This is a genomic window from Hymenobacter qilianensis, assembly GCF_014489555.1.
GTDB lineage: Bacteria > Bacteroidota > Bacteroidia > Cytophagales > Hymenobacteraceae > Hymenobacter > Hymenobacter qilianensis.
On record NZ_CP060784.1, the window covers coordinates 2,640,063 to 2,656,583 of the forward strand.

Annotated in this window: 17 protein-coding genes and 1 pseudogene; all 18 read left to right on the top strand. The window is 47.1% G+C overall.

Annotated features, from left to right (window positions below):
* The first annotated feature begins 57 nt into the window (after nt 1-57).
* The 18 genes and pseudogenes from nrfD to H9L05_RS12280 all read left to right on the top strand — a co-directional run bounded on the left by nrfD (nt 58) and on the right by H9L05_RS12280 (nt 16,447).
* On the top strand, nt 58-1,524 hold the full coding sequence (gene nrfD / locus H9L05_RS12205; RefSeq protein ID WP_223284394.1) for an NrfD/PsrC family molybdoenzyme membrane anchor subunit: 1,467 nt from the start codon (nt 58-60) through the stop codon (nt 1,522-1,524).
* A complete protein-coding gene (locus H9L05_RS12210) occupies nt 1,517-2,044 on the top strand; it encodes a DUF3341 domain-containing protein (RefSeq protein WP_187310172.1) in 528 nt (175 codons plus the stop codon). Before nrfD ends, H9L05_RS12210 begins: the two co-directional genes overlap by 8 nt.
* Nucleotides 2,044-2,772: a c-type cytochrome gene (locus tag H9L05_RS12215; RefSeq protein ID WP_187731228.1), complete on the top strand. Its 729-nt coding sequence runs from the start codon at nt 2,044-2,046 to the stop codon at nt 2,770-2,772. The genes H9L05_RS12210 and H9L05_RS12215 overlap by 1 nt, the downstream gene beginning before the upstream one ends.
* 2 nt (nt 2,773-2,774) lie before the next feature.
* Nucleotides 2,775-3,800: a quinol:cytochrome C oxidoreductase gene (locus H9L05_RS12220; RefSeq protein WP_317174940.1), complete on the top strand. Its 1,026-nt coding sequence runs from the start codon at nt 2,775-2,777 to the stop codon at nt 3,798-3,800.
* Nucleotides 3,797-4,090 (top strand): hypothetical protein, encoded by a 294-nt coding sequence (locus H9L05_RS26125; RefSeq protein WP_317174941.1) that lies wholly within the window; start codon nt 3,797-3,799, stop codon nt 4,088-4,090. Before H9L05_RS12220 ends, H9L05_RS26125 begins: the two co-directional genes overlap by 4 nt.
* 96 nt (nt 4,091-4,186) lie before the next feature.
* A complete protein-coding gene (locus H9L05_RS12225) occupies nt 4,187-5,254 on the top strand; it encodes a cytochrome c oxidase subunit II (RefSeq protein ID WP_187731229.1) in 1,068 nt (355 codons plus the stop codon).
* A 66-nt stretch (nt 5,255-5,320) separates the two neighbouring features.
* Nucleotides 5,321-7,138, top strand: a complete 1,818-nt coding sequence (locus H9L05_RS12230) for a cytochrome c oxidase subunit I (RefSeq protein ID WP_187734257.1) — start codon at nt 5,321-5,323, stop codon at nt 7,136-7,138.
* A 164-nt stretch (nt 7,139-7,302) separates the two neighbouring features.
* The gene (locus H9L05_RS12235; RefSeq protein ID WP_262892515.1) at nt 7,303-8,115 is read left to right on the top strand and encodes a COX15/CtaA family protein; all 813 of its coding nucleotides are present in this window, start codon (nt 7,303-7,305) and stop codon (nt 8,113-8,115) included.
* A complete protein-coding gene (locus tag H9L05_RS25035; RefSeq protein ID WP_262892699.1) occupies nt 8,106-8,378 on the top strand; it encodes a hypothetical protein in 273 nt (90 codons plus the stop codon). Before H9L05_RS12235 ends, H9L05_RS25035 begins: the two co-directional genes overlap by 10 nt.
* A 52-nt stretch (nt 8,379-8,430) precedes the next feature.
* Nucleotides 8,431-9,282 (top strand): heme o synthase, encoded by an 852-nt coding sequence (gene cyoE / locus H9L05_RS12240; RefSeq protein WP_187731230.1) that lies wholly within the window; start codon nt 8,431-8,433, stop codon nt 9,280-9,282.
* A gap of 12 nt (nt 9,283-9,294) precedes the next feature.
* The gene (locus H9L05_RS12245) at nt 9,295-9,882 is read left to right on the top strand and encodes a cytochrome c oxidase subunit 3 (protein WP_187731231.1); all 588 of its coding nucleotides are present in this window, start codon (nt 9,295-9,297) and stop codon (nt 9,880-9,882) included.
* Between the two features lie 21 nt (nt 9,883-9,903).
* The gene (locus H9L05_RS12250) at nt 9,904-10,677 is read left to right on the top strand and encodes a cytochrome c oxidase subunit 3 (protein WP_187731232.1); all 774 of its coding nucleotides are present in this window, start codon (nt 9,904-9,906) and stop codon (nt 10,675-10,677) included.
* A gap of 74 nt (nt 10,678-10,751) precedes the next feature.
* Entirely contained in the window at nt 10,752-11,093 is a 342-nt protein-coding gene (locus H9L05_RS12255; protein WP_187731233.1) for a cytochrome C oxidase subunit IV family protein, read from the top strand.
* Nucleotides 11,094-11,096: 3 nt separating this feature from the next.
* The gene (locus tag H9L05_RS12260) at nt 11,097-11,774 is read left to right on the top strand and encodes an SCO family protein (RefSeq protein WP_187731234.1); all 678 of its coding nucleotides are present in this window, start codon (nt 11,097-11,099) and stop codon (nt 11,772-11,774) included.
* Nucleotides 11,746-12,302: pseudogene (locus H9L05_RS12265) on the top strand (DUF420 domain-containing protein). The gene H9L05_RS12260 and the pseudogene H9L05_RS12265 overlap by 29 nt, the downstream one beginning before the upstream one ends.
* A 40-nt stretch (nt 12,303-12,342) precedes the next feature.
* Nucleotides 12,343-12,594 carry a hypothetical protein gene (locus H9L05_RS12270; protein ID WP_187731235.1) on the top strand — a complete coding sequence of 84 codons (252 nt, stop codon included), beginning with the start codon at nt 12,343-12,345 and terminating at the stop codon, nt 12,592-12,594.
* 128 nt (nt 12,595-12,722) lie between these two features.
* Entirely contained in the window at nt 12,723-13,223 is a 501-nt protein-coding gene (locus H9L05_RS12275) for a hypothetical protein (protein ID WP_187731236.1), read from the top strand.
* On the top strand, nt 13,214-16,447 hold the full coding sequence (locus tag H9L05_RS12280) for a sensor histidine kinase (protein ID WP_187731237.1): 3,234 nt from the start codon (nt 13,214-13,216) through the stop codon (nt 16,445-16,447). The genes H9L05_RS12275 and H9L05_RS12280 overlap by 10 nt, the downstream gene beginning before the upstream one ends.
* Nucleotides 16,448-16,521: the final 74 nt, after the last annotated feature.

The following is a 16,521-nucleotide window of genomic DNA, read 5'->3' on the forward strand; positions in this document are numbered from 1 at the left end:
CAAGGGATTATATCACTGGTAAAATAGCTCGTCTCGCCACTTTTTACATTCAATATTATGCAGCACGTATCGCCAGTAAGAGAGCCGCTCGTTACGGGGGGCAAAACTTACCACGACATCACGCAGGACGTGTGCCGCCAAGTGGAAGCTAAGCCAAACATCCGGTGGATGGCAGCTCTGAGCGTGGCGCTCTTTTTTCTAGGTATCTTTTTCTATTCTGTATACCGCACCTTATGGTATGGTATAGGAGAATGGGGCCTGAATAAAACAGTTGGCTGGGCTTGGGACATCACCAACTTTGTATGGTGGGTAGGCATCGGCCACGCTGGCACCCTGATTTCAGCTGTATTGTTACTATTCCGTCAGAAATGGCGGAGTTCGATTAACCGCGCAGCCGAGGCAATGACCATCTTCGCTGTAATATGTGCGGCCATGTTCCCAGTATTACACATGGGCCGCCCTTGGTTAGCTTATTGGGTATTCCCATTCCAGAACACTTTCGGTTCTCTATGGGTAAACTTTAACTCTCCTCTTCTGTGGGACGTTTTTGCTATATCCACATATTTCTCCGTTTCACTGGTTTTCTGGTATATCGGTCTCATTCCCGATTTTGCTACAATTCGTGATCGGGCTAAAGGACCTATAGCTAAGCGCGCTTATGCGTTGCTAAGCTTTGGTTGGAAGGGATCGGCTAAAGCTTGGTCACGTTATGAGACTGTGTCTCTGATATTAGCAGGTGTTGCTACGCCTTTGGTACTCTCAGTACACACTATTGTATCAATGGACTTTGCCACCTCTGTAGTACCAGGTTGGCACACTACTATTTTTCCTCCTTACTTCGTTGCAGGAGCCATTTTCTCGGGCTTTGCAATGGTGTTAACACTGATGCTGATCACGCGAGTAGTATTTAAGCTTGAAGATTATATTACAATAGAACACATCGCTCTCATGAATAAAATCATGATGATCACAGGTTCCATTGTAGGTGTTGCATATATCACTGAATTCTTCATCGCTTGGTATTCACAAGTTGAATTCGAACAATATGCATTTATCAACCGGGCTACAGGACCGTATTGGTGGGCATATGCATCTATGATGACTTGCAACGTAATTACACCTCAGTTGGTATGGTTCCGTCGCATCCGTTACAGCATTCCGGCAACGTTCATTCTTTCTATTATCGTGAACATCGGTATGTGGTTCGAGCGCTTCGTAATCATTGTTACGTCTCTACACCGTGATTATTTGCCTTCAAGCTGGGTGATGTTCTCTCCAACATGGGTTGATATTGGAATTTATGTAGGTACGCTAGGCTTGTTCTTTACTCTTTTCCTTCTCTTCGCTAAATTCTTCCCAGTAGTGAATATGGCTGAAGTAAAGACTATTCTTAAGTATGGGGTTGATAATGGCCCAACCTACACTGGTCATCATGGTCATGCCCACCAAGTTGCTCCAGCTCATCAACCCGTTGCACCTGCAATACCAGCTTCAGCTCCCGTAAACTATAACAAGCATGACTAAGCGCTTCGCCCTCGGAATCTTTGACGACGAGGACGTGCTATTGCACGCCATCGAGAACATCCGCGCCGCTGGGGTTAAGATCCACGATGTGTTCTCTCCTTACCCTGTTCATGGTATTGACGACGCTCTCGGAATTGAGCGCTCACGCTTACCAATTGCAGCATTCTTCTTTGGTCTGACAGGCTTATCATTTGCTCTGTGGATGCAGATTTATATGCTGGGTTTCGACTGGCCAATGATCATTGGTGGCAAACCTCACATCGCTTTACCAGCATTTATTCCTGTGAGCTTTGAAATGACAGTTCTTTTCTGTGCCCACGGCATGGTACTTACCTTCTTCACAATTAGTAAACTATATCCACGTTGGAAGGTGCCAGTGATGGACGTGCGTGCTACAGACGATAAGTTTGTAATGGCAATAGAATTAAAGGATGATGCTTCTGAATTGAGCCGCTTAACTCAATTACTCCGTGAAAACGGTGCGTCAGAAGTCAACGAAAAAGAAATGACCCAGAAATAATGATGCACTGGCTGAAAGTAAGTCTTCAGGGGTCTACGATGCTCTTTGCTGCAGTATTAGCTACTAGCTGCAATCGTGCTGATGTTCCGGCTATCCAATATGCCCCCGAAATGTATGAGCCCATTCCATATGAAGCGCTCAAACAAACAAACGTCAATGTAATTAACCCAATGGGTACCAACCAACGTGTTCCAGTTGTAGGAACCGTTCCATTGGGTAAACTAGATTACTACACACATATACCTAAGGATAGTGTTGGTATTGCGGAACGCGTGTTACGTAATCCTTATCCTTATTCAAAGGCTAACCTAGAAGAAGGAAAAGCACTCTATACTAGAGTTTGCTCTCATTGCCATGGTGAAGACGGAAAAGGCCAGGGCCCTGTAGGCATTAAGTTTAAGGGTGTGCCGAGTTACTCTGCAGGCGCTTACAAAACAATGAATGATGGGCATATTTATCATGTCATTCAATGGGGACGTAACCGCATGATGCCACATGGCTCCATTGTTAATCCTGAAGAACGTTGGAAAATAGCCATGTACGTTCGTGTACTACAACAAGGTGAAGGCCCTGATGGGTTAGCCAAATTAGTAGACATTAGTCAAGATTCAACTGAGATGACTGATCGTGCTAACCAAAGTCCAATAGAAGAGGCTCAGGCTGACAAAGCATCGAAGACCCCAGGACAAGGTGGTACAGAAGCAAGAAACGGAACGGCGAACCAATAAATATGGCAACTCTGACGCACCAAGACAGTGTTACGGCTGAACATTTACAACTGCCGCCTAGCACTCGTAAAAAATTTATTGCAATAATTGCGGCGGGCATTATCCTGTTGATAATTGGAGCAGTATTAGCTGCTCTAGGAATAGGAGAGGAGCATAGTGCTGCTGCTGGGCATGAAGCTGGGACTGGTGCAGGAGCATCTGCTGAACATCACGAAGGAAGCCCTGTCTGGGTTAAGCGAATCCTTGTTAGCCTATGGCATAGCAATGTTTACTTCATTGGTATTGCTGTGATCGGCACATTCTTCGTCGCACTACAATATGTAGCTTATGCTGGTTGGTCAGTACTAATCAAACGTATTTCTGAGGCATTGAGTGCATGGCTGCTACCTGGCGCTATCATTATGCTTATTGTGTTCTTTGTTGGTCGTCACGACCTGTTTCATTGGACGCATGATGGTATTATGACCCCTGGTCATGAAAATTACGATGCTATTGTTGCTGGCAAAAGCGGCTTCTTGAACCTGCCATTCTATGTTATCCGAATGGTCATATACTTAGGTATTTGGTGGTTCTTCTCTGAAAAACTTAGAAAACTTTCGATTGAAGAAGACCTAAATGGCGGAACAGAATATTTCCACAAAAGCATTAATGTCGGTGCTTTATTTCTAGTTCTATTCGCTGTTTCTTCATCCATGGCAGCCTGGGACTGGGTTATGTCAATCGATGTACATTGGTTTAGTACAATGTTTGGGTGGTACGTATTCGCAAGCTGGTGGGTATCTGGATTGGCAGCTGTAACACTTACCGCTATCTACTTAAAGCAAGCCGGTTACTTACGATTTCTGAATGCCAACCATTTACATGATCTAGGCAAGTTCATGTTTGGCTTTAGTATCTTCTGGACATATATCTGGTTCTCACAATTCATGTTGATATGGTATGCCAACCTGCCAGAAGAGGCTGTTTACTTCAATCAGCGCTTGGGGGCTTTAATGGCCATTACACTTGGATCTTCTATTTCAATTTGATTATCAACTTTGCTTTCCCATTTCTGGTGATGATGACACGGGATGCAAAGCGTCAAATGATCATGCTGAAAATTGTATGCATTGCCATCCTGATAGGTCATTGGTTTGATTTCTACTTGATGATAATGCCTGCAACTATGAAAGGTGAAAGCGGGTTTGTAATTGAAATAGGCATCGCACTGATCTTTTTGGGCTCTTTCCTGTTGTTGTTTACGAAGCGTTTGACTCAGGCTTCGTTGGTGCCTGTGAATCACCCTTTCCTCGATGAAAGTGTGCACCACACGACCTAAAATTGATTTGAGTGTTGGGTGATAAATCACCTATGTAAATAGTGTCATCGCTGTTTACACATTCAAAAATGCTGTACTCACATCTATCCCTAGATAATGATTGCTCTTGGTATCTTACTGGTATTGGTGCTGCTTCTGGTCGTATTCGGCTTGTTGTTCCGCCTCCAGATCCTTACTTCCATCTTTTCTGGTAGCCTGACCCGCGAAATCGGTATGAGCAACCGCGTTAATGCCATCCTAATGATCGTCTTCATGGTGGTCGGCGGAGGCGCTTTCGCTTGGTCGTTCATCGACAACTACGCCAAGATGAATCCTCCTATTGCATCCATTCATGGGTATGCGGTGGAAAATATGTTTTGGACTACGATGATCATTTTGGGCGTAGCGTTTACACTTACCCATCTTATGTTGTTCATCTTCTCATATCGCTATCAGCATAAGGATGGACGGAGAGCCTTTTTCTTTTCTCACAATAACAAGATTGAGATTATCTGGACACTGATTCCGGCCATCGTAATGGCTAGCCTCGTGTTTGCAGGTTGGAAAGAGTGGACTAAAATTACCGGTCCGGCTCCTAAGGATGCCATTGTACTTGAAGTAATGGGCAAGCAGTTCAACTGGCTGGTACGCTATCCTGGACGTGATCAGAAATTAGGTGTTGTTAACTATCGCCTGATTGATGCTACAAACGAGTTCGGATTCGACTTGAATGACAATAATGCCATGGACGATTTTACTGTAAATGAAATCCATGTGCCGAAGGGCCATCCTGTGCTGTTAAAGATTCGCTCACGCGATGTACTACATGGAGTTTATATGCCAAACTTCCGGGTTCAGATGTACGCAGTACCGGGTATGCCAACCAAGTTTTGGTTTACTCCTACGAAGACAACGGATGAGATGCGTGCTCAGTTGGGGAATCCAAAATTCAATTATGAGTTAGCATGTTCCCAGATCTGTGGTCGTGGTCACTTTGCTATGAAAGCAATCATAGTTGTAGATGAGCCTGACGATTATGTAGCTTGGTTTGCTCAGCAAAAGTCATTCGCAGAGCAGAATCCTGATGTTTTAGCTAGCTTCAAACAGAAGTCAGATAAACTTGTTAAAAGCAAGAATACTGATGCTGCCGCTGTCATGAATCAGACTACCAAAGCTTCGCTTTAACTTACCTTATAACGCACGCTCCACTGTATGGCTGCTAATATTCCCACCAACGCTCCAGTGCATGGAATGCCCGTAGTGCCTCATATTGAGCACGACGAGCATATGCATCATGATGAGCATCACGAGCAAAGCTTCCTGACTAAATATATTTTCAGTCAGGATCATAAAGTAATTGCTAAGCAGTTTCTTATAACTGGTATTTTCTGGGCCATTTTGGGAGGAGCGCTTTCTAGTCTCTTCCGGATTCAATTAGGCTGGCCGGAGTCAACTATGTCATGGCTAACACCTGTACTTGGCAAATGGGTTGAAGCTGGTAAGCTCAATCCAGAATTTTATCTAGCACTTGTTACGATGCACGGCACTATCATGGTGTTCTTTGTGCTAACTGCTGGATTGAGTGGTACATTTTCCAACTTCCTGATCCCATTGCAGATTGGAGCGCGTGATATGGCTTCAGGGTTCATGAACATGCTATCGTACTGGTTTTTCTTCGCTTCCAGTATTATCATGTTTATCTCAATTTTTCTTGAGACAGGGCCTGCTTCCGCTGGTTGGACAATCTATCCCCCATTGAGTGCATTGCCTCAGGCAATTCCAGGTTCAGGAGCTGGTATGACGCTTTGGCTTGTGAGTATGGCGTTGTTCATCATATCTCAGTTGCTGGGTGGGGTTAACTATATTACTACAGTGATTAACCTGCGGACTCGTGGAATGTCGATGTCCAAGCTGCCGCTTACGATTTGGTCATTCTTTTTGACAGCGGTATTAGGGTTGCTTTCATTCCCCGTTCTGTTTTCAGCAGCTCTATTGCTGATTTTTGACCGCTCGTTTGGCACTAGTTTCTTTTTGTCGGATATATACATTGCTGGTCAGGCACTAAGCAACACTGGTGGTAGCCCTATTCTGTTCCAGCACTTGTTCTGGTTCTTGGGTCACCCAGAGGTGTACATCGTTATCATGCCTGCCATGGGTATGGTTTCAGAGATTCTTGCAACCAATTCACGTAAGCCTATTTTCGGTTACCGTGCTATGATTGGCTCGTTGCTAGGTATCTCTCTGCTGTCATTTGTAGTATGGGCCCACCATATGTTTGTGACGGGCATGAACCCGTTCTTAGGGTCAGTATTCATGTTCTTGACATTGATTATTGCTGTACCATCCGGTGTAAAAGTGTTCAATTGGCTGGCTACGTTGTGGAGAGGTAATATTCGCTTCACTACGGCTATGTTGTTTTCCATTGGCTTCGTATCGTTGTTTATCTCAGGTGGTTTGACCGGAATTATTCTGGGTAATGCTGCTCTGGATATTCAGATGCACAACACATATTTTGTAGTAGCTCACTTTCACCTTGTAATGGGTAGCTCAGCATTCTTTGGCCTGTTTGCAGGTGTGTATCACTGGTTCCCAAAAATGTTTGGACGCATGCTTGACGAGAAGCTGGGCTACGTTCACTTTTGGCTCACCTTCATTGGCGTATACTTGGTATTCATGCCGATGCACTACGTTGGTATCGCAGGTTTCCCACGTCGCTATTACGCCTTCACAGGATTTGATAGCTTCAGCCAATTTGCTGACTTAAATAAGTTCATCTCAGCTGCTGCCATCTTTGCTTTCATTGGTCAGTTCGTATTCATCTTTAACTTCTTTTATAGCATCTGGCGTGGCCGCCGTGCTACGGAGAACCCGTGGAATTCGAACACCTTGGAGTGGACTACTCCAATCAATCCTGGTCATGGCAACTGGCCCGGCGCTATTCCCGCAGTACACCGCTGGCCTTATGATTATAGCAAGCCTGGCGCTGAGAAAGACTTTATTCCCCAGAACGTACCGTATTCACAGACGCAGTCGTCTAACCTGCCGAATGAGCGGGAGATGGCGGAATAATTGCCCCCAGTAAAAGAGAAAGAGCCGCTGTATTTACGGCGGCTCTTTTTTATTAGAAGGGAAGTTCAGTGTCGGCTGGTCGACCTGAATTTCCCTTCTTTTTTGGGCAAAAACTCAGTTCTGATTGTTATATATCAAAACAGACTCGACAACCTCTGAGCATAATGATTCCTGCTTTCGTGCGCCGATTTCGCTTTATTGGTATCCTGACAGTTGCTGCTGTTTATCTGCTAATTTTAGTAGGTGGAGTGGTAAGAAGTACTGGTTCGGGAATGGGCTGCCCTGACTGGCCCAAGTGTTTTGGCACCTGGATACCACCTACTCACATAAGTCAGCTCCCTTCTGATTACAAAGAAATTTATACTGCCCAACGAGTAGCCAAAAACAAACGACTGGCTGCTACACTGGAGCGATTTGGATTTGCGCAGGTAGCCGGCGACATCTTCGCGCACCCAACACAGTACATTGAAACGGATTTCAATGTTACGAAAACGTGGATTGAGTATTTGAACAGATTGTTGGGAGCCCTGATTGGAGTGTTTGTCTTTATAACAGTAGTTTTTGCCTTGCCTTATTGGCGACTCGATAAAACTGTGTTATGGCTTGCCTTCGGAAGTTTTATTCTGGTAGGGGTGCAAGGATGGTTGGGTTCATTGGTTGTCTCCACGAACTTGCTGCCTATAATGGTGACTATTCATATGGGGTTAGCACTCGTGATTGTGGCTATGCTCCTGTATGCTGTCGATCGTTCTCAGCAATCCGCTGAACGAACGGAAACAATACCATTCTCTCCTGTCTTAGCAGCTGGGCTATGGGTAGTGGTTTTGCTCACATTTGGCCAGATTGTACTTGGTACGCAAGTGCGTGAAGAAGTAGACTTGGTAGCGTCATCGATGAACTATAGTAATCGTGAAGGCTGGGTTGAGCAACTGGGGGCATTTTTAAGGTACACAGGACGTTCTCCTTGGTGTTATTGATTCTTAATATCTATGTCGCTTACCAACTGTACCAGTTACCATCTAGGCGGATACATACATTAACTACCGCAATGCTTGGCTTCTTGGGTTTGGAGATTCTGGCTGGTATTATTCTCGCTTATTTTGCGGTGCCCGCCGCTGTGCAGCCTGTACACCTTACAGTAGCTACATTATTGTTTGGGGGGCAATTTCTGTTGTTGGTGGCTTATCATAGAAGGGCTAAATCAGTAGTGAAGCCCGCTTATCCGCATGTTGTTGCGTAACTTTGCGGCCCCGTTTGACAAAGTTCAGGCGGACGTTTTGTACCCATCCTTGATGACGAAACTCAAAGCTTATTTTCAGCTGCTCAAATTCCGGCTTTCCATCACTGTTGCCTTCTCAAGTGCTATCGGTTACCTTCTTGGGGTACACGAATTAGACTGGAGTCGGGCCTTGCTGGTAATGCTCGGTGGGTTAGCTGTAACAGGTTCGGCCAATACAATTAACCAGATTCATGAACGGGACCTAGACAAGCTCATGAAGCGCACCGCTAAGCGACCTTTACCAACGGGAGTACTCAGTATTCCGGAGGCTTGGGTATTCGCATTGGTCTTAGGAGTGGCAGGTTTAGGCCTATTGGCTTATTATTTCAACCCATTGACTGCGGCCCTCTCTCTGCTGTCGCTCATCTTATACGGCTTCATTTATACGCCCCTTAAAACCATTTCACCAATCTGTGTTTTCGTGGGGGCCATTCCAGGCGGTATGCCGCCACTCATTGGTTGGGTCGCCGCCACAGGGGTGTTAGGGGTAGAGGCTTGGGTGTTATTTGGTATCCAGTTTATGTGGCAGTTTCCGCACTTTTGGGCCATCGCCTGGGTTCTAGATGAGGACTACAAGCGTGCGGGATTTAAGATGCTTCCTACTCCGGGGGGCAAGGATTTGCGCACCGCTTTCCAGATAATGACCTACACGCTTCTGCTGATTCCACTAAGTCTATTGCCTCTTCAGTTTGGGATGGCCGGCAAAGTATCAGCCATGATTGCGGTTGTGTGTGGAGTATTATTTCTCATGCAGACTTTTTACCTGATGCGCACCTGCTCCAAAAAAGCGGCGATGAACATCATGTTTGGGTCTTTTCTGTACCTGCCAATCGTTCAGATTGCGCTGGTATTCGACAAACTATAAAGCTTTTGCTGTATGCATCCTTCTGAAACGCTTACCGACAAAGAGACCGGCACCGGCTTGCATCCGCTGCGCTTACTTCTCATTCTGCTAATCATCAGTATTCTTATGATGTTCGCAGGCTTAACCAGCGGCTATATTGTGCGCCGCGATGAGGGTAACTGGCTGGAGTTCGATCTGCCTACCGGACTATTATTTAATACGATCGTTATTGCCATTAGCTCTGCTACCATGCAGTGGGCTTGGTTTTCCGCCCGCAATGACAATTTGCGTCAGGTCAAAATCGGAATGCTGATCACCCTGGCTTTAGGGATACTTTTTCTGATTGGTCAGTGGCAGGTATGGAGTGAATTAGTGAGCAATAGAGTATACTTTGGTGGGGCTGATTCCAATCCGTCGGGCTCTTTTATGTATGTGCTCACAGGACTTCACGGATTTCACTTAATCACTGGACTTATTTTTCTCGTATTGGTAGTGGTTAAGAGTCTGCGCTATCAGGTGCATTCTCGCCAAATGTTAGCCATTACGAATGGAACTATCTATTGGCACTTCTTAGGAGCGCTTTGGTTGTACTTGTATTTGTTCCTACTTTTGAACCACTGATTTCGTCCTTACCCGCTTTATATGGCCACTACCTCCACGACACAGACTCTATCCTCGCCATCTACCCAAGAGCAGCCACGCACTGGCACCTGGGACGGGGGCAATGAGCCCTTCAAGGCTAGCTATGGCAAGCTGATGATGTGGTTCTTCCTGTTGTCGGATGCCTTTACGTTTGCTGCCTTTCTGACTACCTATGGCTTGATGCGTCATCGCCATTTGGCCTATACCGGCACCAACGAGGCGTTTGAGTTCTCAACAGCTTATTGGCCTATTCCGGATAAAGTATTTAATGCTTTTCCTGGACTCCACGGTATAGATCTACCTCTTGGATTCGTGGCTCTAATGACCATGATTCTTATTTTTAGCTCTGTTACAATGGTATTAGCTGTTGAGGCTGGCCATCGTATGGATAAGAAGGATGTTCAAAAGTGGCTGTTATGGACCATTTTGTTCGGTATCACCTTCATAAGCTGCCAAGCTTGGGAGTGGTCTCACTTTATTGCCGGAACAGATGAAGGTACGTTAATGGAAGATGGGACGCGGTTCTTTGGAGCTAACTTGCAAAGAAATCAGTATGGCCCAGTGCTTTTCGCCGACTTGTTCTTCTTTATTACCGGCTTCCATGGTACTCACGTATTTAGTGGGATTTGCTTACTGATCTGGTCATTTATTGCTACTACTAACGGTACCTTCGAAAAAAGAGGCCATTATGAGATGGTAGAAAAGATCGGTTTGTACTGGCACTTTGTAGACTTGGTATGGGTATTCGTGTTTACCTTCTTTTACCTCGTTTAATACCTCAGAAGCTAAAACCCTAATAAAAACGATTTGCGTTTGATCGTTTGAGTTAAGATCTAAATTCAAAAGTTATGGCTCAACATAGCAGCAACCAGCCGCCACAGCTAGGCGAAATCCCAAAGCCTAATACAGGCTGGATATGGAAGACATTCTGGGTACTTGTAGGTATTACAGCGCTTGAGTTCGTGTTCGTGTTTCTTATGGATCCGGGCACTCTGCGGAATACAATCTTCATTATTCTCACAATTTTCAAGGCTTTCTTTATTGTAGCCGAATTCATGCACTTGAAGCATGAAACTAAAGGACTGATCTGGACTATTCTTATTCCAATGGGTCTCCTGATTTGGCTATTAGTAGCTTTAGTCAGTGAAGGCTCTTATGTCGGAGAGTCAATTCAAAACGCGCTCAACTAAGTAATGAGGCCCAAACAAACATTGTTTCTGGGCCTTATTCTTTTGGTACCGGTACTGGCTTTCTTGTTCCTCAAGTCATTCGGTACAAACCGTTTCGCGCTGCCAACTTACCTGCCCGACAGTGTTGATTCAACACAGGTCGACGGTAAGTGGCAGCGCGATACTGTTTTTCACCAATTGCAGGATTACAGCTTTCCTTCTCAAACGGGAAGGATTATAGGCCAAAAGGATCTGAAAGATGGTCTTTATGTAACCAGTTTCTTTTACACAACCTGTCCCCAAGACTGCGCACAGCGGAACAGCCAGCTTACGCGTGTACAGGAGAAGTTTCGCCTTGAGCCAAGAGTTCGGCTGGTTTCTTATACCGTAAACCCAGCGCAGGATTCAGTATCTGTGTTAGAGCGCTATGCCGAGCGATATGGAGCTATTGCGGGCAAATGGTTTTTTCTAACTGGTGACAAAAACCAGCTCAACCGGTTATTGACGGAAGAGTATCGACTTCCTGCTCTTACGGGAGTGGCGCCTACAATACAGCATAGTCAGCAGTTGTTCCTAGTAGATCGCAACCACCGGGTACGGGGCATTTATGACGGTACGAAAGCGAGGGAGATTGACCGCCTGATCACCGAAATTACCGTGTTGCTTTACACCTATGACCACAACAACGAACCCCGCACTTAAACCGGGCGATTTTACTAAGTACAAAATCATCCTCGGTATTCTGGCGGCTGTTGTACCTCTGCTAGTCGCAGTCCTGCATTATTTCCCCAATGCTTTCCGTATTCCAGGCGCAGAAGTAAAGTTTTTGCCTGCCCTAAATGCCGTACTTAATTCGCTAACGGCGTTATGCTTATTACTAGGTTTCTACTTTATTAGAAACAGACAAGTAGCTCGTCACCGAGCCATGATGGCTACTGCTTTCACGCTGGGGGCATTTTTCTGCTCTCTTATGTGGTATACCACTCTCAGGTAGATTCTACTCGGTTTGGGGGAGTGGGGACTATACGATATGTGTACTTCTTTCTTCTGCTTACACATATTGCTTTAGCAGTCGTAACAGTAGGGTTAGTGTTGTTCACGCTTTACTTTGCTTTGACGGAGCAGTTCGTCAAACACCGTAGGATAGCTCGCTGGGCTTTTCCAGTTTGGCTGTATGTATCGGTCACGGGCGTTATCGTGTACTTTATGATCTCGCCTTATTACACCTAGCAATAAAGAAACTTTGTCTTCTTAAATGTGTTGAAATAGTATGAAAAAGGCAGCTATTACCGGTTTGTTTACCTTCTTATTGGGCTTATTACTTTGTATAGCCCCAATTTCCGCACAAGCTCAATGCTCGATGTGTAAAACGCAAGTTGAGTCGGCGCGGGGCGATAAAGATGAGTACGATGCTTCTGGCTTAAACAAAGGAATATTGATGCTTATGACGGTGCCCTATGTGCTGATGGGGGTTGTCGGGTTTATTTGGTATCGGCATAGCCAAGCAAAAAAACAGGGCTAAGAAGCACTGATAATCTAGTGTTGATAGAGAGCATAGCTTTTAATAGAATAGGAAATGCCGCCGAATGGCGGCATTTTTGTTGAAACCCTATTCTCATCTGTGGTGGTGCTTTAGCATCCTGATTGCCTTTGAAGCTAGTTCGTTCCTCCCCGCTGGTTTTGCTGTTAGCTGCCACGCTTTGCTTCGTAGCGGCTTATCTGAGCAATCGATATGGCCAAGTGCCGGAGGTGTTATTGCGTGCCGAAACGACGCGTCTGCAAAACCTGGTAATTGAAGCCCAGCGCACTGCCGAACGCGAAGCCGACGAAGTGGCTGAGCGCTTGCAGGGTCAAGCACTCAATTTTAACTCCCTTATTGGATTAACGACTTACCCTTGCTTCGTATTTGAGGGCGAGAAGCTATTGTATTGGTCGGACCATACGATCCGGCCGGAGGTAGCCAATGCAGGCCAGGACTTCCGCGAGAAGCTGGTAGATATGCGCTTTGGGCAATATCTGGTATTGCGCCGCTCCGTTGGGCGGCACGTTATTCTCACGTATGTTCCTCTGGAAAAGCGGTATGGCATCAGCAACCGTTACCTGCGCGAGGGCGCCGAGCAAGCTCTGTTCCGGGGGCAAATGTGCGGTTAGTTGTCAATAACAATCCCCGATTACCGCGCCTGTTTTCTGAAGAAGGTGATTACCTCTTCTCGATAGAAAGCTCTGCGCCCGATCCTGTAACGGGTAAATACCTGCCGGTAGCTTTTTTGCTATTGGGTTTCGGGTTGTATCTGGCGGGTTGTCTCCGGTTGGCAATCGGGTTGTTCTCCACCGGTCGGGTATTTGCCGGCGTCGGTTCCGTCGTACTGTCGCTCATGGCAATGCGAGCGGCTCTGCTGTTTTTAGGGCTTCCTTTCTCATTGGTAGAAGTGCCCTTGTTCGATCCACGCTTGTATGCGGCTTCGTGGCTTTCACCCTCACTAGGCGACTTGCTAATCAACGCCTTCCTGTTTGTGGCCTTGGCGTATTATGCCCTGTTGTTGTTTCGGCGCTTTGGAATAGTGCGCCGGGTGCGGCAAATCCGCCGTTTTTACTTGCTTTTCATCATTGGTACCGCGGCAGTACTGAGCTTCTATGGCTTATTACAGCTACTGTTTAGTTTCTATTCCAATAGCTTCAATAACTCTCAGCTAGTACTCGATGTGACCCAAAGTATCGATGTATCGGTATTCAAGGGGTTGTTGTGTCTGGCTATCATTCTGCATACCGGCAGCTATCTGGTTGGGTTTTATATGCTGTCGCAGTTGTTCATAGCAGCAGTTCGGCCAGCTACACGCAGTGCAGGTATTATCTTGTTAGGGCTCGCTACGCTTACAATTCTGCCTTTGGGGCTTGCCTTTGGCCTGACCAACGGGATCCTGTTTGGGCTCACCCTGCTTTTCTTCTTCATCGTACGGCTAACGGGTCTGCGCCAAGTAGCGTCGGTGGTGCCTTATCAGGTCTATCTGTTTATCTTCCTGATGCTGGGGGTGAGCTCGGTAGTAGGTGCTTTGGCTTTATATGAGCATTTTGATCGTCAGCTGGTTATTAATAAACAGCGTATTGCTAGCAATCTTCTGGTCGATAATGACTTGCAGGGCGAGTACCTGTTAGCAGAGCGCTCCCGGCAGATGGCCGCCGACCCATTGATTCAGACCATGCTGGCGCGCCCCTTTGCCAACCAAGATGTGGTGCGTCAGAAGATCGTTAAGTATTATCTCCGTGACTATTTCGATAAATATGAAATTGTAGTCACGCTCTTCGATCCTGCGGGGCGCTCGTTGGATGGGAACGAGGAAACGCTGAATCTGCCTCAGCTGCGGCGGCGCCTTTTGCGCACGGCGCTATCCACTGACCATCCCGACCTGTATCTGATTCACAACAGCAACTCCTTTAGCTCGCGCCGCTATGTGGCTTTTGTGCCGGTAGTTACTTCCACAGGCGGTACAAGCACCGTGCTGCTGGAGCTTTCGCTTAAAAAGCTGACAGCCTATAGCGTGGTACCTGAGTTGCTGGTCGATCAGAAGTTTTTCCAGCCTGGCCTGGGCTCTGACCTAAGTTATGCCGGCTACGAAAACGGACGGCTAGTATATAAGGAAGGCGACTTTGACTACGTAAATCAGCTTACCCCAGCTCAACGGCAGGATCCGCGCCTGTTTAGTATAGGATTGTCTGTTGAGGGCTTCCATCATCTGGCTGTTCGTGGTGCACAGCGTCGCATGGTAGTCGTAACGACGGCCACTTATGCTTTCAACGACTGGCTGGCCAATTTCTCCTTTCTCTTCCTGCTACACACTTTCTTTAGCTTGTTGGTAATAGGAGGCTACATGCTGGCGCGCGGGCAATACTTTCAGGTCTTTCGTACCACGTTCAGCACCAAGATTCAGCTGTTTCTCAACTTCGGTATTCTCGTTCCGCTCCTCATTGTGAGTATCGCCACGGCTAGCCAGGTTACGTCGTCGTATCAGCGGGATTTGCGGCGTACGTATGAGCGCAGGGGCAAAACGGTGCAGGAAAACCTGCTGAAAAATCGGGCGCTGCTGGCCGACTCCTCCGGCCGGGCCGCCCTTATTGATTTGGCCGAAAACGTATCAGATCTGACCGAAACGGATCTTAACCTGTATGGTGCCGATGGCAGCCTGCAAGTGAGTAGTCAGCCTTTGATTTTTGAGTCAGGATTGCTGAGCACCTTAATGCATCCGCGGGCGGTAGCCGAATTGGCAGAGAAGGGGCAGCCACAAGTGCTACTCACCGAAACGGCTGGTTCCCTGTCCTTCAATACGCTGTATCTGCCACTGCGAGCAGTAGTGCGGCCCGGCCGCCCCGACGTGGTCGTTGGCTACGTCGGTATTCCATTCTTCGATTCCGAGAAAGAGCTTGATAATAAGCTTATTGAGCTGATTTCGACCATTCTGAACATCTTCACGGTGATGTTCATCATCTTTCTGGTGCTGGCTTTTGTCGCTTCCCGTATTCTGACGGCTCCGCTCAAGATCATCACGGAGAAGCTTAAGCAAACCACGCTTACGGGGCAAAATGAGATGCTGGCCTATGAATCGTCGGATGAGATTGGGCTGCTGGTACGGGAATACAACGCCATGCTACTGAAGCTAGAGGAAAGTAAGCAGGAACTGGCAACCCAAGAAAAGGAAGCCGCGTGGCGCGAAATGGCCCGCCAAGTAGCTCACGAAATCAAGAATCCGCTGACGCCGATGAAGCTTTCCCTGCAGTATTTGCAGAAAGCCATTGCGGAGCGCCGCCCAAATACGGAGGAGCTGATTGGCAAAATATCCCAAACGCTCATCACCCAAATCGACGTGCTCAGCGACATCGCTACGTCATTTTCTACCTTCACCAACCTGCCAGCTATGCGCCCCGAGCGGCTGGATGTAGTGCCCATTCTGCGGCGTTGCGTGAGTTTGCACAAAGGCGGAGTGGGAGAAGGCAGCATCCGGTTGAAAGTGCCCGCCGACGCGAAGAACGGCCGGTATATTGTTTTTGCCGACGAAAACCTGCTGGTGCGTACCTTTAACAACTTGCTGATCAACGCGCTGCAGTCGGTGCCAGAGGGACGGAAGCCGCAGATAAATGCCAGCTTGGAGCCGCGCGGAACCGACCGCATCGTGATTTGTATAGCCGATAACGGGGCCGGTATTTCCGAGGAGGTGCAGGCGAAGGTATTTGTGCCCAACTTCACTACCAAGACGTCCGGGTCGGGAATTGGCCTAGCTGTTGCCCGGCGAGGAATTGAAAGCGCTGGGGGGCAAATTTGGTTTGAAACGGAGGAAAATGTGGGTACGCGGTTCTGTATAGAGCTACCGTTGGCACCGGAATAAACGTTGGTTGTAGTCCTCCACTTCTTTTGCCCGCGCGTTACGCCCTATTCTGGTTTAACGGCACGAATCTGGCG

Coding starts and splice junctions, on each gene's coding strand:
- nrfD (WP_223284394.1), top strand. CDS start 58: ATGCAGCACGTATCGCCAGTAAGAGAGCCGCTCGTTACGGGGGGCAAA.
- cyoE (WP_187731230.1), top strand. CDS start 8,431: ATGACGAAACTCAAAGCTTATTTTCAGCTGCTCAAATTCCGGCTTTCC.
- H9L05_RS12210 (WP_187310172.1), top strand. CDS start 1,517: ATGACTAAGCGCTTCGCCCTCGGAATCTTTGACGACGAGGACGTGCTA.
- H9L05_RS12260 (WP_187731234.1), top strand. CDS start 11,097: ATGAGGCCCAAACAAACATTGTTTCTGGGCCTTATTCTTTTGGTACCG.
- H9L05_RS12225 (WP_187731229.1), top strand. CDS start 4,187: ATGATTGCTCTTGGTATCTTACTGGTATTGGTGCTGCTTCTGGTCGTA.
- H9L05_RS12230 (WP_187734257.1), top strand. CDS start 5,321: ATGCCCGTAGTGCCTCATATTGAGCACGACGAGCATATGCATCATGAT.
- H9L05_RS12270 (WP_187731235.1), top strand. CDS start 12,343: ATGAAAAAGGCAGCTATTACCGGTTTGTTTACCTTCTTATTGGGCTTA.
- H9L05_RS12250 (WP_187731232.1), top strand. CDS start 9,904: ATGGCCACTACCTCCACGACACAGACTCTATCCTCGCCATCTACCCAA.
- H9L05_RS12235 (WP_262892515.1), top strand. CDS start 7,303: ATGATTCCTGCTTTCGTGCGCCGATTTCGCTTTATTGGTATCCTGACA.
- H9L05_RS12245 (WP_187731231.1), top strand. CDS start 9,295: ATGCATCCTTCTGAAACGCTTACCGACAAAGAGACCGGCACCGGCTTG.
- H9L05_RS12255 (WP_187731233.1), top strand. CDS start 10,752: ATGGCTCAACATAGCAGCAACCAGCCGCCACAGCTAGGCGAAATCCCA.
- H9L05_RS12220 (WP_317174940.1), top strand. CDS start 2,775: ATGGCAACTCTGACGCACCAAGACAGTGTTACGGCTGAACATTTACAA.
- H9L05_RS12215 (WP_187731228.1), top strand. CDS start 2,044: ATGATGCACTGGCTGAAAGTAAGTCTTCAGGGGTCTACGATGCTCTTT.